16 protein-coding genes are annotated in these 15,948 nt (G+C 64.9%); 6 read left to right on the forward strand and 10 right to left on the reverse strand.

Annotation, left to right across the window (positions count from 1 at the left end):
* Nucleotides 1–223 precede the first annotated feature (223 nt).
* The 3 genes from ACODSP_RS03400 (at nt 224) to ACODSP_RS03410 (ending at nt 3,700) form a co-directional block, all read left to right on the forward strand.
* On the forward strand, nt 224–1,141 hold the full coding sequence (locus ACODSP_RS03400) for a complex I NDUFA9 subunit family protein (RefSeq protein WP_488964224.1): 918 nt from the start codon (nt 224–226) through the stop codon (nt 1,139–1,141).
* Between the two features lie 117 nt (nt 1,142–1,258).
* Complete coding sequence (locus ACODSP_RS03405) at nt 1,259–1,978, forward strand: Bax inhibitor-1/YccA family protein (protein WP_488964225.1); 720 nt, start codon at nt 1,259–1,261, stop codon at nt 1,976–1,978.
* Nucleotides 1,979–2,020: 42 nt separating this feature from the next.
* Complete coding sequence (locus ACODSP_RS03410; RefSeq protein WP_488964226.1) at nt 2,021–3,700, forward strand: glycosyltransferase family protein; 1,680 nt, start codon at nt 2,021–2,023, stop codon at nt 3,698–3,700.
* Here the strand turns inward: ACODSP_RS03410 and ACODSP_RS03415 are convergent.
* The 6 genes from ACODSP_RS03415 to ACODSP_RS03440 form a co-directional block, all read right to left on the reverse strand.
* Entirely contained in the window at nt 3,675–3,953 is a 279-nt protein-coding gene (locus ACODSP_RS03415; protein WP_488964227.1) for a hypothetical protein, read from the reverse strand. The genes ACODSP_RS03410 and ACODSP_RS03415 overlap by 26 nt on opposite strands.
* Before the next feature lie 109 nt (nt 3,954–4,062).
* On the reverse strand, nt 4,063–5,007 hold the full coding sequence (locus ACODSP_RS03420; protein WP_488964228.1) for a metal ABC transporter permease: 945 nt from the start codon (nt 5,005–5,007) through the stop codon (nt 4,063–4,065).
* The gene (locus tag ACODSP_RS03425; protein ID WP_488964229.1) at nt 5,004–5,912 is read right to left on the reverse strand and encodes a metal ABC transporter permease; all 909 of its coding nucleotides are present in this window, start codon (nt 5,910–5,912) and stop codon (nt 5,004–5,006) included. Before ACODSP_RS03425 ends, ACODSP_RS03420 begins: the two co-directional genes overlap by 4 nt.
* Nucleotides 5,912–6,697, reverse strand: coding sequence for a metal ABC transporter ATP-binding protein (locus ACODSP_RS03430; RefSeq protein ID WP_488964230.1), 786 nt, complete (start codon nt 6,695–6,697; stop codon nt 5,912–5,914). The genes ACODSP_RS03425 and ACODSP_RS03430 overlap by 1 nt, the downstream gene beginning before the upstream one ends.
* A 12-nt stretch (nt 6,698–6,709) precedes the next feature.
* Nucleotides 6,710–7,684 (reverse strand): metal ABC transporter solute-binding protein, Zn/Mn family, encoded by a 975-nt coding sequence (locus tag ACODSP_RS03435; RefSeq protein ID WP_488964231.1) that lies wholly within the window; start codon nt 7,682–7,684, stop codon nt 6,710–6,712.
* Nucleotides 7,685–7,788: 104 nt separating this feature from the next.
* Nucleotides 7,789–8,397 (reverse strand): HAD-IB family hydrolase, encoded by a 609-nt coding sequence (locus ACODSP_RS03440; RefSeq protein WP_488964232.1) that lies wholly within the window; start codon nt 8,395–8,397, stop codon nt 7,789–7,791.
* Between the two features lie 166 nt (nt 8,398–8,563).
* On the opposite strand from ACODSP_RS03440, the gene ACODSP_RS03445 reads away from it, so the two are divergent.
* On the forward strand, nt 8,564–9,502 hold the full coding sequence (locus ACODSP_RS03445; RefSeq protein ID WP_488964233.1) for a nucleoside hydrolase: 939 nt from the start codon (nt 8,564–8,566) through the stop codon (nt 9,500–9,502).
* A gap of 147 nt (nt 9,503–9,649) precedes the next feature.
* Here the strand turns inward: ACODSP_RS03445 and ACODSP_RS03450 are convergent, their stop codons facing one another.
* The 3 genes from ACODSP_RS03450 to ACODSP_RS03460 form a co-directional block, all read right to left on the reverse strand.
* Entirely contained in the window at nt 9,650–11,506 is a 1,857-nt protein-coding gene (locus tag ACODSP_RS03450; protein WP_488964234.1) for a ribonucleoside-diphosphate reductase subunit alpha, read from the reverse strand.
* 247 nt (nt 11,507–11,753) lie between these two features.
* Complete coding sequence (locus ACODSP_RS03455) at nt 11,754–12,158, reverse strand: PIN domain-containing protein (RefSeq protein ID WP_488964235.1); 405 nt, start codon at nt 12,156–12,158, stop codon at nt 11,754–11,756.
* Entirely contained in the window at nt 12,158–12,427 is a 270-nt protein-coding gene (locus ACODSP_RS03460; protein WP_488964236.1) for a hypothetical protein, read from the reverse strand. Before ACODSP_RS03460 ends, ACODSP_RS03455 begins: the two co-directional genes overlap by 1 nt.
* Nucleotides 12,428–12,583: 156 nt before the next feature.
* On the opposite strand from ACODSP_RS03460, the gene ACODSP_RS03465 reads away from it, so the two are divergent.
* Complete coding sequence (locus ACODSP_RS03465; protein ID WP_488964237.1) at nt 12,584–13,945, forward strand: CRTAC1 family protein; 1,362 nt, start codon at nt 12,584–12,586, stop codon at nt 13,943–13,945.
* Here ACODSP_RS03465 and ACODSP_RS03470 read toward each other — a convergent pair.
* The gene (locus ACODSP_RS03470; RefSeq protein WP_488964238.1) at nt 13,923–14,759 is read right to left on the reverse strand and encodes a hypothetical protein; all 837 of its coding nucleotides are present in this window, start codon (nt 14,757–14,759) and stop codon (nt 13,923–13,925) included. The two genes, ACODSP_RS03465 and ACODSP_RS03470, sit on opposite strands and share 23 nt — an antisense overlap.
* A gap of 162 nt (nt 14,760–14,921) precedes the next feature.
* On the opposite strand from ACODSP_RS03470, the gene dgcA reads away from it, so the two are divergent.
* Nucleotides 14,922–15,926 (forward strand): N-acetyl-D-Glu racemase DgcA, encoded by a 1,005-nt coding sequence (gene dgcA / locus ACODSP_RS03475; RefSeq protein ID WP_488964239.1) that lies wholly within the window; start codon nt 14,922–14,924, stop codon nt 15,924–15,926.
* Nucleotides 15,927–15,948 lie beyond the last annotated feature (22 nt).

Genomic DNA, 15,948 nt, shown 5'->3' on the forward strand with positions numbered 1-15,948 from the left:
CTTGCGGTACAGGTACCTGAAACCTGCGCGTCTACCAATTCCGCCATCTGGGCGTTTTCCGAACCGCGCTTTCCATCGTTGCCGGTGGGCGGCGCGTCGTGGAGCGGGTGTATAATGACCGCCGCCGGTGCCGTCAACAGATGTTTTTCATGATCGCCCGACTTTTTATGCAAGGCCCCTGAACCATATCCAAATCATGCGCTTAAAGGTGGGGGAGGGGGCGATGTCCGCATCCTTGGGTACGGTGGTGGTTTTCGGCGGCTCCGGTTTCATCGGGCGGCAGGTGGTGAAACGGCTGGCGCAGGCCGGCGCGCGGGTCATCGTGCCATCGCGCCAGCCGGGCCTGTTGTCCTGGATGAAGGTGGCGGGCGATGTCGGGCAGGTGCTGCCCATCGCCACCGACACGCGTGATGATGCATCGGTGGCCGCCGCTGTGACGGGTGCCGATGCCGTCATCAACCTGATCGGCATCCTGGCCCCGTCGGGCGGCGACAGTTTCGATGGCGTGCAGCATCAGGCGTCATCCCGCATTGCCCGCGCCGCTGCCGCTGCGGGTGCCCGCCGCTTCGTGCAGATATCGGCCATCGGTGCCGACGCGGCCTCGCCATCGGCCTATGCGCGCAGCAAGGCGGCGGGGGAGGCGGCGGTGCGGGCCGCCATGCCGGGGGCCGTGATACTGCGCCCCTCCATCGTGTTCGGACCCGGCGATGGTTTCTTCAACCGCTTCGGTCAGATGGCCAAAATCCTGCCCTTCCTGCCGCTGATCGGCGGTGGCCATACCCGATTCCAGCCCGTCTATGTCGGCGATGTCGCCGATGCGGTCATGGTCGCCCTGGCCGATCCGGCCTGTAGCGGCAAGACCTATGAGCTGGGTGGTCCACGCGCCTACAGCTTCAAGGAGCTGCTGGAATACATCCGCCGTCAGGCTTGTGTGCCCCATCGCTGCCTGCTGACCCTGCCTTTCCCCGTGGCCATGACGCAGGCCTTTTTCATGGAAATGCTGCCGGGCAAGCCGCTGACGCGCGATCAGGTAACCCTGCTGCGCCGGGACAATGTCGTCTCCGGCGCCCTGCCGGGATTGGCCGATCTGGGCATCACGCCCAAGGCCGTGGAACTGGTCGTGCCGACCTATCTGCGCTGACCGGTGGGCTCGTGCTTGTGAAAATGCGTGGGCCGCAGACCGATTTCCATTGATCCGGAGGGGGAGGCACCCAATATAGAGCTTCAGTACTCAACAGCCCCTGTCGAGGATACATCGATGGTAAACGGACCCTATAATCCGTATGCGGCGGGCAGTCGGACCATGGACCAGGCGTCGTTCGACGCCGGTCTGCGTACCCATATGCTGCGCGTCTATAATTACATGTGCTTGGCGTTGGCAATCACCGGCGGCGTGGCTTTCCTGGGTTCGCAGAGCGAAACCCTGGTCGCCATGATCTTCGGTACGCCTTTGAAGTGGGTGGTCATGCTGGCCCCGCTCGCCTTCATCTTCTTCGGCTTCCGGCCTGACCGGATGTCCGCGTCGGCCCTGCGAACCAGCCTGATCGCCTTCAGCGCCCTGATGGGCCTGTCGATGATGTCGATCTTCCTGGTCTATACGGGCGCCAGCGTCGCACGCGTGTTCTTCATCACGGCGGCGATGTTCGCGGGCACCAGCCTTTATGGCTACACGACCAAGACCGATCTGTCGAAGATGGGCAGCTTCATGGTCATGGGCCTGATCGGCATCATCATCGCCGGTCTGGTGAACATCTTCCTGGCTTCCAGCGCCTTGCAGTTTGCCATCTCGGTGCTGGGCGTGGTCATCTTCACGGGCCTGACGGCCTGGGACACCCAGCGGATCAAGGAAAGCTATGCTTCCCACTGGGGTGAAGAGGCCAACAGCCGTCTGGCCGTCATGGGCGCGCTGAGCCTGTACCTGAACTTCATCAACCTGTTCCAGTTCCTGCTATCCTTGATGGGGCAGCGCGACGAATAAGGTTTGATGGGTTCCAGGACCCGACCTTTTGGAACGCCCGGCGTGGAGATATCCGCGCCGGGCGTTTTCATTTCCGGCCCCGCTGTCTATGATCTTGTGCGGGCGGATGGGGAGCAGCAGGTAGTGACCGGTGGCGAGAACAGTTTGACAGGCTTTGCCGCCATGCTGGCGCGAACACTTGCCGGTGGTATGGAGGAGCCGATTTTCGACGCTGATGCCTGGGTGCGGATGGAAGAGCTTGCGGGCACCTATGGACAGCTGGTGGCCGCCGGCGCTGACCCGGCCCCATTTGTAGCAGCGTTGGACCGGGTGCCCCGCCACAATGCGCGCGAAGAGACGCTGTACCATCTGCTCCGCGCCATGGCGCTTTGGGATGCCAATGCGGCCACCCGTGTGATCGATATATTAACCGCCGATCTTGAAAGTGCCCAACCTCGGCACAGGCTGATCCAGGTGGATTACATCCTGCGCGCCATGATCTATGGCGTCTGGACCAACCGCATCAAACTCACCGATCCCGGCGCCCATGACATGGCGATCCGCCGACTTTGGCGGACGATGCTGAACCAGTACCGTGCCGCCATGCCGGCCCGCGATCCGGTTCCAGCGGCGGCGCGTCAGCGGGACCTGATCGTCATCACTACGGGACAGTTCATCCGGGGTGCCCACCAGCCCAGCATCGACATGCTGGATTTCGTGACAAAGCTGGTCTTACGCCTGGGGCGGCGAGCTGTGTTGATCAACACCGCCGATGGGCCGATCAAATCGCACTTTCCCTATCTGGGCAATTTCGTCAGCAGCGCGGATCACGAACTGGTGGCCGCGAAGCAACTGGTCATTGATGGCCTGCCTATCCCCTTCATCCATTTACCAGCTGGTTTCACCGATCCGCAGATGGCATCTGATGCCCGCGACCAGATATTGGCGCTGAAACCGGATCTGGTCCTGTCCTTCGGCACGCTCTGCCCCGTGTCCGACCTGTGCCGGGGCCTGCTGGATGTTGTCGCCATCCCCTATGGCAGCTATCTGCCCTTTGCGGAGCCGACATGGCTGGCCTTGCCGCGCCCCCTGAACCCGGCGGAGACGCCGGCCCTGGCGGTGGGGGGGCTGACCCCGGACAAGGTAATCCGCATCGAATATTCCTATGCCCCACCGCCCGCCATGACGGTGCGGGACAAGGCGTCGCTGGGCCTGGGCGACGACACGATCCTGACCCTGATCATCGGCCTGCGCCTGGCGCGGGAGGTGACGCCGGACTTCGCCGCCGCCCTGGATGCGGCGGTACAGGCGGAGCCGCGCCTGTTCTTCCTGTTCGTGGGACAGATGGATAATTACGCCGAGCTGGTGTCCCCGCATCCCGCCCTGGCGGCACGGTCACGGTCACAGGGGCATGAAACCGACGTCATGGGCCTGATGGCGGCGGCGGATCTCTATATCAACCCGCCGCGTGGCGGTGGGGGCACATCCGCCGCCTATGCCCTGTCGCGCGGTATCCCGGCCTACAGCCTGAATAGCGGGGATGTGGGCGTGGTGGTGGGGCCGGCCTTCCACCTGTCCAGCTACGCCGATTTCGCACCCGCCGCCACGCGATACACCGACGATCCCGACCTGCGTGGTCAGCTTCAGGAGAAGGCCAAGGCCCGGTTCGCGGATATCTCATCGCGCGAACGCATGCTGCGGCAGATCCTGGACGGGGTCAAAGCCATGCGGGCGAAAGGATAAGGGCCGTCTGATCGGGCCAGCAGCGGGCATTTTCCGCCATGGCGTCGGTCCGGTCACCCGCCTCTTCCGGGTTGCCGGGCACGAAGATGGCGCGCCCCCGGCTGCCGGTATTCAGTTCCAGCACCAGCCGGTGCCCCGCCCGCTGATCCATGTCCATGATCGTGAAGCAGCCACCCTGGTCCGCCAGGGTGCGGCATGCCGCCGCTATGGCCGGCGTCACGCCCAGCACGATGTAGGACAGTTCCACTGGCATGAGTTCTCTTCTCATGACAGTGGAGGGCGGCGACTGCCGACCCGGCGCACATGCGCCGTGAGCCCAGCCACCGGATGGCGGCGCCCGGCGCTTGAGGGAACAGAATAATTCACGCCATCGCTCCCCGCATCCCGCGCGCGATGACGCCATAGCGTGGGGCCAGCAGAATGGAAAGTCCCAGGATCACCCCGGCCAGTACCGCAATCGACCCCGCTGCATTCACAGCCATGTCATAGCCCAGAAGCGACGGCCCGAACGCACCCAGGCCATAGCCGCCAATCCCCGTCACCCCGCCGATCAGCAGGGACAAGCCCACCTGCGGCCCCATCCGGTCGGTATAGAGCCGGGCCGTGGCGGCGGGGCAGATCAGCATGGCGATGACCAGGATGGACCCCACCGCCTCGAACGCCGCGATGGCGGCCAATGCTGCCAGCACGACAATCCCCTGCTGCACCAGCCCGCTTTTCAGGCCCAGCGTATCGGCCAGACCGGGATCAAAGCTGACCAGGGTAAATTCCTTGAAGAAGATCAGGATGATGGCCAGACACAGGGCGAACACGGCCATCAGTTGCAGCACCTGTCGGGGCAGGGTGGCCCAGATGGCGGGATCGGCCAGATCGGCCCAGCCGCCGGGGGTCAGCCACAAGATGGCTTCCAACTGACCATACAGCACACAATCGGCATCCAAATCGACCTGCCGCGCCGGCCCCTGTTCGATCAGGACCACGCCCAGGGCGAACAGCCCGGTAAAGACCACACCCATGGCCGCCCCTGCCTCCACCCGGCCCAGGCGGCGGACCAGTTCGATCATGCCGCCCGCCACCAGCGCTGCGGTCAGGGCGCCGGCCAGCATGGGGAAGGTGTCGCGGGTACCGGCCACCATGAACCCGGCGACGATGCCGGGTAGCACGGCATGGCTAATGGCGTCACCCATCAGGCTTTGCCGCCGCAGGACCAGGAAATTCCCGACCAGGGCGCAAGATAGGCAGGCGAACAAAGCCGCCAGCAGGGCCGGCAGATCGACGGTCAGAAAGGTGGCCGCATCGATATTCATCCCACCAGTTCCCCCGCCAGCAAGGCACGGCGCAATCGCGCCCGGCGCAGGCCGCGCCCCAGCAGCCCGCGCGACGGGGCCACGATCAGGCTGATGAAGAACAGGCTGGTGGCGACCAGGACGATGACGGCGCCTGCCGGCAGGTCCGCGAACCGCGCCGACAGCACGGCCCCAAACCCGCCCGACACGGCCCCGACACAGCCCGCGATGATCAGCATGGCCGCCAGATCATCGGTCCAGAATCGGGCCGTGGCGGCGGGCGTGATCAGCAGGGCGATGATCAGGACCAAGCCGACCGTCTGCAACCCGACCACGGTGACCAGGGTGACCAGCGCCATCAGCGCCAGATCGATGCGCCCCGTGGGCCAGCCTGCTGCCCGCGCAAAGCCTTCGTCAAAGGCCAGCAGGCGGAATTCCTTGAAAAACAGCCAGACCATGGATGCGGCCAGCAAGGCCAGCGCCCCCAGGCCCAGCGCCTCCCCCGTCCGCATGGCCGCCGTCTGGCCGAAGATGAAGCCCTTCAAGCCGGCGGCATTGGCGGCGGGCAGTTCCTGCACCACCGACAGCAGTACGACACCCGCCCCGAAGAACACCGACAGGACGGCCCCGATGGCCGCATCCTCGGTCAGTCGGGTCCAGCGCTTGATGGCCTGGATGGTGGCGACGGCGATGGCCCCGCTGATGGCCGCCCCGGTCAGCAGCAGGGGCAGGGACCGTCCCTCCACCCCCAGCGCCATGCCGGTCAGGAAGGCCGCGACGATGCCGGGCAATGTCGCATGGCTCAACGCATCGCTGACCAGGGCGCGGCGGCGCAGCACCATGAAGCAGCCCACCATGCCCGCCGCCATGCCCAGTGCCGTGGCACCCAGCAGCACGACCAGCGTGTTGTGCCCCACCATGTCCATCAGCGCGGACCCAGCAGCAGCCCGCTGGCCCGCTGGCCATAGGCCCGGCGCAGGTTCTCCTCGGTCAGCGCCTCGCGCACCGGCCCGGCGGCCACCAGCCCGCCGTTTAGCATCAGCACATGGTCGAAAGTTTCGGCCACCGTCTGCAAATCATGATGCACGCAGATGACCGTGCGCCCCTCCGCGTCCAGGTCGCGCAGGACCGCCAGGATGGTCTGTTCCGTGGCGGCGTCCACGCCGGCCAACGGTTCATCCATGAAGTACAGCCGCGCCTCCTGCGCCAGGGCGCGGGCCAGGAACACGCGCTGCTGCTGTCCGCCCGACAATTGCCCGATCTGGCGATGGGCGAAATCGGCCATGCCGACCCGGTCCAGCGCCTGCATGGCGGCGGCCTTATGTTTGCCCGTGATGCGCCGGCCCCAGCCGATCAGGCCGTAACGGCCCATGGTGACCACGTCCAGCGCGCTGACGGGGAAGTCCCAATCCACACTCTCCCGTTGCGGCACATAGCCGATCAGGGCGCGCTGCCGTTTCAGGGGCCGGCCATAAACCTCGATGGTACCGGTCAGGGCCGGGACCAGGCCCAGTACCGCCTTCAGGAAGGTGGACTTGCCGGCCCCGTTCGGCCCGACCACGGCGACCAGACCCTGGGCCGGGGCCGTCCAGGTGACATCGCGCAGCACAAGGCGCTGATGGTACGCCACCGACAGGCCCGCCACGGCCAGGGCGCCGACGCCGGCATCGGCGCTGGGAATGAAATTATCGCTCAACAACCGTTGCAGCATCGGACCATCCCCTTACCGTGCCGCCAGCCGGCCCTGGAACCCGCGCGCCGGCACGGTGCCGCCCAGGGCATGGGCGATGGTGGTGACATTGTGGTCGATCATGCCGACATAGGTCCCTTCATAGGTGCCGGGCCCCCCCATGGCGTCGGAATAGAGCGAGCCGCCGATGGACACCTTGTGCCCCTTGGCCGCCGCCCCCTGAATCAACGCCTGGATATTGCGATCAGACACCGAGGTCTCAATAAAAACCGCCGGAATTTTACGGTCGACCAGCAGGGACACCATGCTTTCGATCCGCTGCAACCCCGCTTCGGACTCCGTACTGATCCCCTGGATACCCACGACCGACAATCCATAGGCCCGGCCCAGGTAGGAGAAGGCATCATGGGCAGTGACCAGCACGCGCCGCTGTTCCGGCACCGATGCCAGGACCGTGCCGGCATAGGCGGTCAGCGCCTCATACGCCGTCGCCGCCTTTGCCGCATTGGCGGCATACAACGCTTCATTGGCGGGATAGAGCGTGGACAGCCTGTCCCGCACGCCCAGCAGGGCCAGCCGCCACAGGGTCGGGTCCATCCAGATATGGGGGTCGGGATGGCTGTCTGCCCCGTCAGGATGGATCAGCCGATCCTTGGGCAGGGCGGAGGCTGCCGCATATACCGGCTTGGCAGCCGACAGCTTGTCCAGCATCTCGGCCATCTTGCCTTCCAGGAACAGGCCGGAATGGAAGACAGCGTCGGCCTTCATCAAGGCGACCGTGTCCGACCGCGTCAGCTTATAGGAATGGGGGTCGATCCCTTCGCCCATCAGGCTGCTGATGCTGGCCGTATCACCAGCCACGGCGCGCAGCAATTCCGCCACCTGTCCCGTCGTCGCCTGCAATACCGGCCTTTCCGCCGCCCGCACCGGCAGGCCAGCTGACAGCATCCCGGCACCGGCCAGGGCCAGGACAGTACGGCGGGAAAGGGCTTTGGTCGGCGCGGTCACGGGATCGGGCTTTCTGGAATCATTCCAAACTTCGTATCGGATTAGCATATAGGCCCTGTGACAAAGCCGGCAAGGCAAAGTCCTGTGATCGTTCTATCGCAACATTACTTTCTGGGCACAGTGGGAATCACCGTCGGATGGCTCATCAGCGCCAGAAAGGGCAGGTCGGAGGGGCGGTTGCCATAGCCGTGGCTTTCATCGAACGGTCCCGCCTCGTGCAGCAGGGCCGCCACCCGCCGTGCCTTCTCGCCGCGCACACAGTTCCCACCCTGCATCTGCCCCGTCAGAACCCCGTCCTGAACCTCCATATCGGTGGCCAGGATGCGGTCAACCGGCAGCCCTTCCAGCAGGATGGGGATGTAAAGCGACAGGCCGCCCGTGGCCACCACCACCAGATCGCCGGCATCGGCATGGCGTTTCAGGGCGGTCAGCGTGGGTTCATACCAGCGGGGCCAGCCGCGCATTCGTTCCGCCGCCGCCTGCGCCACACGCACCGGCACCCCGGCCAGCGCCCGGCGCAGCATCCCGGCCTTGATGCGGGTACGCAGATCATCGTCGGGATTGGCCCCCGCACTCATCAGCCCTGCCCGGATGGCGCGGGCAAAGACCAGGCCGGAACGCATGCGCCCCGCGACCCGGCCCAGATAGGGCAACAGGCTGTCCCCACCCACCAGGGTGCCGTCGAAGTCGAAGATGGCGATGCGTCGTGTCATGGTCGCCGCGCATAAAACAGGCGCGGGCCTTCCCGCTCAAGATTTTTCCCGCTATGTGACGCATATCGTAGGTCAGGTCGAGCCGGAGGCGAGCCCTGACATAAACGGATTGAAAGCAATACCGTCAGGGCTCGGCTTCGCCTCGACCTGACCTACGGGGGACGCCATGCCTGAACGCATCATCATCGATACCGATCCCGGACAGGACGACGCCGTCGCCATGATGCTGGCCTTCGCCTCACCCGATGAGATCGAGGTGCTGGGCGTCACGGCGGTGGCGGGCAATGCCCCGCTGGCCCATACGGAAATCAATGCCCGCAAGATTTGCGAATTGTCGGGACGGCCCGATATCAAGGTCTTCGCCGGCTGCGACCGCCCGCTGTTTCTGGACCTGCATACAGCGCCGGAGGTGCATGGCGATACCGGCCTGGACGGTCCCGACCTGCCCCCACCCACCATGCCGTTGCAGGCACAGCATGCGGTTGATTTCATCATCGATACCTTGCGCGCCGAACCGCCGGGCACCGTCACGCTCTGCCCCCTGGGTCCGCTGACCAACATTGCCACCGCCCTGACCCGCGCGCCTGAAATCGCGGCGCGCATTAAGCGCATCGTGCTGATGGGCGGGGCGCAGTTCGAAGGCGGCAACAGCAGCCCCGTGGCCGAATTCAACATCTTCGTCGATCCGCACGCAGCGCAAATCGTTCTGAAATCCGGCGTCGATATCACCATGTTCTCCATGGATGTGACGCATCAGGTGCTGACCACCCAGGCCCGTATGGACCGTGTGCGCGCCATCCCCGGTGCCGTGGGCCGCGTCACCTATGAAATGCTGGATTTCTACCGCCAATATGACGAGGCGAAGTACGGCACCGATGGCGGCCCCCTGCACGACCCCTGCGTCATCGCCTGGCTGATCAGGCCCGACCTGTTCCAGGGCAAACAGGTGAATGTGGAGGTGGAGACCGCCTCCCCCCTGACCATCGGCCAGACGGTGGTCGACCGCTGGTGCATCACCCAGCGCCCGAAGAATGTATTCTTCATGCTGAAGGCCGACGCCGACGGGTTCTTTGATTTGCTGATCGAACGGTTGGGGAGGTTGTAGCGCGGATTAGGCGCAGCCGTAATCCGCGGAAAGCCGGGTACCGTCGGCCCGCGGATTACGCTTCGCTAATCCGCGCTACGAAATGGTCACCCTTGAACCAAAAAAGGCGGGCATCGCTGCCCGCCCTTTCCGTGACCCGACCCGACCTCACTGACAGGCCAGACATTCCTCGTACTTGTTCGTCTCGGCCATCGGTGCGGCCTTGGCCTTACCGATTTCCTTGGTGGCGTTGCTCTCGGCGCGCTGCACCGACATGGAGCGCAGGTAGTACAGACTCTTCACGCCCTTCTTCCAGGCCATCATGTGGATCTGGTGCAGGTCGCGCTTATGCACGTCGGCGGGCAGGAAAACGTTGAGCGACTGGCTCTGGCACACGAACGGGGTGCGGTCGGCGGCATGTTCGATCAGCCAGCGCTGATCCAGTTCGAACGCCGTCTTGAACACGTCCTTTTCATCCTGGGTCAGGAAGTCCAGGTGCTGGACCGACCCGCTGTTCAGCGTGATCTCCGACCAGGTGTCCTCGTCATTGCGGCCCTTTTCGGCCAGCAGCTTTTCCAGGTACGGGTTGCGCACCGAATGGCTGCCCGACAGGGTCTTGTGCGTATAGGCGTTGGCGGCCACCGGCTCGATCCCCGGCGACGCGCCGCCGGTGATGATGGAGATGCTGGCTGTCGGCGCGATGGCGATCTTGTTGGAGAAACGCTCCATCACGCCATATTCCTCGGCGTCGGGGCAGGGGCCGCGCTCATGCGCCAGCTTGACCGACGCGGCGTCGGCCTGACGCTTGATCAGGGCGAACATGCGCTTGTTCCAGACCTTGGCCATCACGCCTTCGATCGGGATCATCTGGCCTTGCAGGAAGCTGTGGAAGCCCATGACGCCCAGGCCGACCGAGCGCTCGCGCATGGCGGAATACTTGGCCTTGACCATGTCGTCCGGCGCCTTCTGGATAAAGTCGGTCATGACATTATCCAGGAACCGCATCACGTCCTCGATGAAGGTCGGATGGTCCTGCCATTCCAGGAAATTTTCCAGGTTCAGCGAGGACAGGCAGCAGACGGCGGTGCGCTGCTTGCCCCACGGGTCCATGCCGGTCGGCAGCGTGATCTCGCTGCACAGATTGGACATCTTCACCGTCAGGCCGGCCAGCTTGTGATGTTCCGGGATGGCCCGGTTCACATGGTCGATGAACAGCATATAGGGCTCGCCCGTTTCCATACGGGCGGTCAGGATGCGGATCCACAGGTCGCGCGCCTTCACGCGGCGCAGAATCTTGCCGTCCTTGGGGCTGGTCAGCGCCCATTCCTCGTCCGCTTCCACGGCGCGCATGAAGGCGTCGGGGATGGCGATGCCATGGTGCAGGTTCAGCGCCTTGCGGTTCGGATCACCGCCGGTGGGGCGGCGCATCTCGATGAATTCCTCGATCTCGGGATGGGAGACGGGCAGGTAGCAGGCAGCGGAGCCGCGACGCAAGCTGCCCTGGGAAATGGCGAGCGTGAGTGAGTCCATGACGCGGATGAAGGGGATGACGCCGCTGGTCTTGCCGCTATCCTTCACCTGTTCGCCGATGGAGCGCAGGTTACCCCAATAGCTGCCGATGCCGCCACCCTTGGCCGCCAGCCAGACATTCTCGTTCCACAGGCCGACAATGCCTTCCAGGCTGTCGCTGGCTTCGTTCAGGAAGCAGGAGATGGGCAGGCCGCGGGCGGTGCCGCCATTGGACAGGACGGGCGTGGCCGGCATGAACCACAGGCGGGAGATATAGTCATACAGGCGCTGGGCATGCGCATGATCGTCGGAATAATAGCTGGCGACGCGGGCAAACAGATCCTGATAGGTCTCGCCCGGCATCAGATAGCGGTCATCCAGCGTCGCCTTGCCGAACGTGGTCAGCAACTCGTTTCTGGAATGATCCACAGTCACCGGCGCATGCTTGCGCATCTGAATCTGGCCAAATAGGTCGGCGCCCTGCGGAGCCCACTCGTTCACTTCACCGTCGCGCATGACTTATCCCCGTTTTCCCCAGAGCCCCGGCTGTGGATAACTGCCCACAGGACACAACATCTTGTTTGTTGAGGACGGGATCGTACCAAATCCCGTGCTCACCACAAGGCAGAAATTTCCGCCCTATCCATCATGAATAGGCTTGACGTCAGCTATTCCAAGGGGGCTTGCGAACGGGGCTGGGGTATGCGCTGCACGCGGCTTGACGGGGCCATCGTACCGGACTAGCCGCGATTTTTCCCTGGATTCAGGGGTGTAAGTCCAGGAACTGTCGGACAGACAGCACCCGCGCGTCACCATAATAAGATTCGATGAAGTCCCGAAGGTCCCCCGTCAGGATCGCGTCGGCACCGCCGATACTGGCCGTCAGGACATAAATCACATCCTTAGGATCACCCATACGGGTAGGGCCGACGAAAGAGGCGATATCTATATGTTGTGCGTCACGGGCGATGTCGTCGGCCAGAGAGCGGATATATTGCTGCGCCTGTGGTTTGAATTTTGATCGGCTGGCTACCGCCCGATATTCCGCCAGGATCGGTTCACTAATCAAGATATGGTGTTTGGCAACCGCAAGGGCGATGGCCCGGCGACAGGCGCCATCGCAAATACCGGCTCCGATCACAACGTTGCAATCGATCACCAGCCGCATCAACGGCTCTGCTGCTCGGCCCGGTAGGCCCGGATTTCCTCATTCGCCACAGCGATGATTTCATCTTCGGTCATGGTGTCGAAGGGCGGGGGCGGTGTGGTGCCCAACAACCGGTTCAGGCGCTGGTGGGAAATCTCGATCTGCAAATCATCAGCGGACCGCAAATCCTCATCGCTGACGATGACGCGCAGCCGCCGCCCCGGCTCAAAGCCGGCCTGCCGTACTGCCGTATCGATCTCTTCCACTGTTGTTTCCAGAATCTTCAACATGTCGCGCTCCTGATGTCCCGCGCCCACGGTCCCATCTTCCCCTGCCCCCATTCCCCTGTCAAACGTCACAGTCCCCCGCCTTGCCCGCAAGGCCCTGTCCGCGTTATTGAATAGGTCGTTCCGGTGCCGGGACGACAGCCATTGCGTGGGGTCCGGATGTTCATCGAATGCTCCAACCTGATCGCCGGCAATCTGCCCGCCTTGTCCTATGGCGTGGCCGTGGCCGATATCGATGGCGATGGGCAGGACGAGGTCATTGTCGCCGGCTATGGCGGCCCCAACCGCGTACTGAAATGGGGCGGGCAGGGGCTGGTGGATATCGCCCCGCCGCTGCTGGCCGATGCGGGGCGGCGCGCCATCGGTCTGGCTTGCGGCGATATTGACGGCGACGGGCGGGAGGAAATCTACATCCTGAACAGCGATGGGTTTTCAGGGCCCAAGCAGGTGTCCGACCGGCTGCTGGCCTGTTTCGGGGATCGCTGGATCGACCTGTTCGCCTTGCAGGAGAATTTCGCCGCCGCCAACCGCTTCGCGGGCCGGTCCATCGCCGTCATCGACCGGGCGGGCACGGGGCGTTACGGCTTTATCGTCGCTAATTATGGCGGGCCGATGCGGCTTTATGAAATGGGCGCGCGGGGTCGCATCATCGATGTCGCGGATGAGGTGGGGCTGGATGCGCTGACGGGCGGGCGCTCCCTGCTGGCGGCCCCCATCCTGGGCGACCGGCCCGATATTTTCGCGGGCAATGAGATCGGGCCCAACCTGTTCTTCCGCAATCAGGGCGACGGCACCTTCATCGAGATGGCGGATGCGCTGGGCCTGTCGGATGCGGCCTTGCCGGCCCGTGGCGTTGCCCTGGTGCAGGGTGATGACCTGTTCGACATCATGCTGGCCAATTGGGAGGCGCCGCACCGGCTGTATCAGCAGCAGGCCGGCGGCAGCTTCGCCGATCTGGCCCCGCCGGACCTGGCCAAACCCACCCGCGCCCGCACTCTCATTGCCGCCGATTTCGACAATGACGGGTATGAGGAGATTTTCATCAACAATCTGGGTGAACCCAACCGCCTGTTCGGCTGGCGCGATGATCGCTGGACCGCCATCGATATTGGCGACGCGGCCCTGCCCGCCGGGTTCGGCACCGGCGCTGCCGTGGCCGACCTGGATGGGGACGGGCAGCTGGAACTGCTGGTCGCGCATGGGGAACAGGCGCCGCAGCCTTTGTCGCTGTTCATCGGGGAGCCGCGCGGCAATCACTGGCTGCGTATCCGGCCCCTGACGGCGGCGGGTGCGCCGGCGCGCGGCGCGGTCGTGCGCCTGTGGGCCGGGGACCGCATGCAGATGCGTGCCATCTGCGCTGGCTCCGGTTATCTGTGCCAGATGGAGCCGGTGGCCCATTTCGGCCTGGGCCGGCTCGACGCGGTGGAACGGGTGGAGGTGCGCTGGCCCGACGGTGCGGTTCAGCGGATCGAGGGGCCGGGCATCTGCCAGACCCTGATCATCCCTCATCCCGGTCGCTGAGGGTTGCCTGCTGCGGGGCCACGGCCACGCCATAGATGCGCGCCCACAGCACCGCCGTCAGGGACGCGACCAGCGGATTGGTGATCGACAGCACGATATTGCCGGCCAGCACGGCCAGCGTGCTGTCAGATGACAGCCCCATCAGCAACAGGATCGCCCCCGGCACCTGCAAGGGCAGGTTCACCATAACCAGCGCGAGAAGCGGCGGCAGCCCGCCCAGCGGTCGGGTGGCCTTCCAGCTGGCGCCCATCACGAATTTGCCATCCTGCACCACCGACCCGATGGCGGGACCCAGCCGCGCCACGGGCCACAGGGTCATCAGGATGATGACGGCATAGGTGGTCAGGAAGAACCAGTCGGGCATGGCAAAGGCCAGGGCGGCGGTATCTGCCGGCCCCTGCGCCGGGTTCGGCGACAGGCGATGGCCGGTGACGCTGGCCAGCAAGGTCATGAACACCGCCGCCGGCAGCACCGATACCAGACCGGCCATCAGCACCAGGGCTAGCAATATGCCGCCAACGCGCCAGTACCGGCCATCGAACGGCATGTCCCAGAACTGGCTATGATCTTCACCGGTCAGGATGAACCGGGCCCAGCGCACCGTCCAGATGCCCAGCCCCCAGATCATGCCCAGGACCGACAGGAATTGCAGAAGGGCGGCGCCACCGCCTTCGCCCGATGCCGTCATCTGCGCCACGCCCAGCACCGCCAGCACCAGCGCCGGCGCGCCCGCAAACCGCAGCACGCGGCCCGGATCGGACAGGAGCAGCAGATAGATCGCCAGTGATTCGCGCCAGGCGTCCTTGAAATTCATCGCAAACCCGGGTTCCGCAAAATTGCTGTCGGTGGGCAACGGTCTAACACATGGGGTGTTCCCGCGCGACCGCAATGCTATGTCGAGGTGCCACAGGGGCAACGCTTCGACAAGCACCTGTGATTATTGTAAAAAAATCGACAGCCCCTGTCGGAGTACGCAATGCCTTTTCCACCCGCCCCGCCCGTCCGCCTGACCGTCCGGCAGGAACGGTTCCCCATCCGTGGCACCTTCCGCATTTCGCGCGGCGCCAAGACGGAGGCTTTGGTGCTGGTGGCCGAACTGACGGATGACGACGGCCATGTCGGGCGCGGCGAATGCGTGCCCTATGCCCGCTATGGTGAAAGCGTGGAGGGGGTGGAGGCCGCGATCAAGGCCATGGCCGATGCCTTTGCGCGGGGGTTGAGCCGCCGGGCGCTGGCCCATGCCATGCCGGCGGGTGCCGCGCGCAATGCGCTGGATTGCGCGCTGTGGGACCTGGAGGCACGGCGCACGGGGCGCCCCGTCTGGGAACTGGCGGGTCTGGCCCCGCTCGAGCCGGTGGTCACCGCCTTCACCCTGTCCATCGACACGCCGGAAGCCATGGCCGCCGCCGCCGGCAGCGTGGCCCGACCGCTGCTGAAACTGAAACTGGCCGGTGATGGGGTTGATCTGGACCGCGTGGCCGCCGTGCGCGCCGCCGCACCGGCCAGCCGTCTGATCGTGGACGCGAACGAGGGGTGGAAGCCGGACGACCTCGCCACCCTGCCCGATGCCTTTGCCCGGCTGGGGGTGGAGATGATCGAACAGCCGCTGCCCGCCGGAGCTGATCAGGCGCTGGACGGGTTCAAAAGCCCGATCCGCCTGGGGGCCGATGAAAGCGCCCATGGGCTGGAGGGGCTGGAGGAACTGGCCGGCCGCTATCAGGTGGTGAATGTGAAGCTAGACAAGACCGGTGGCCTGACGGAAGGGCTGGCGGTCAAGGCGCGGGCACAGGCGCTGGGCCTGGATGTCATGGTCGGCTGCATGGTGGCTACCTCGCTGTCCATGGCGCCGGCCCTGCTGCTGGCGCAGGGGGCCGATTATGTCGACCTGGACGGGCCGCTGCTGCTGGCCCGTGACCGGGAACCGGGCCTGATCTATGACGGTGCGCTGGTCCGTCCGGGCGCCGCCGGCGTTTGGGGCTGAGCCTGCTGCAACGCAGCTACTC

The sequence above is a fragment of the Niveispirillum sp. FG156 genome (assembly GCF_057809555.1).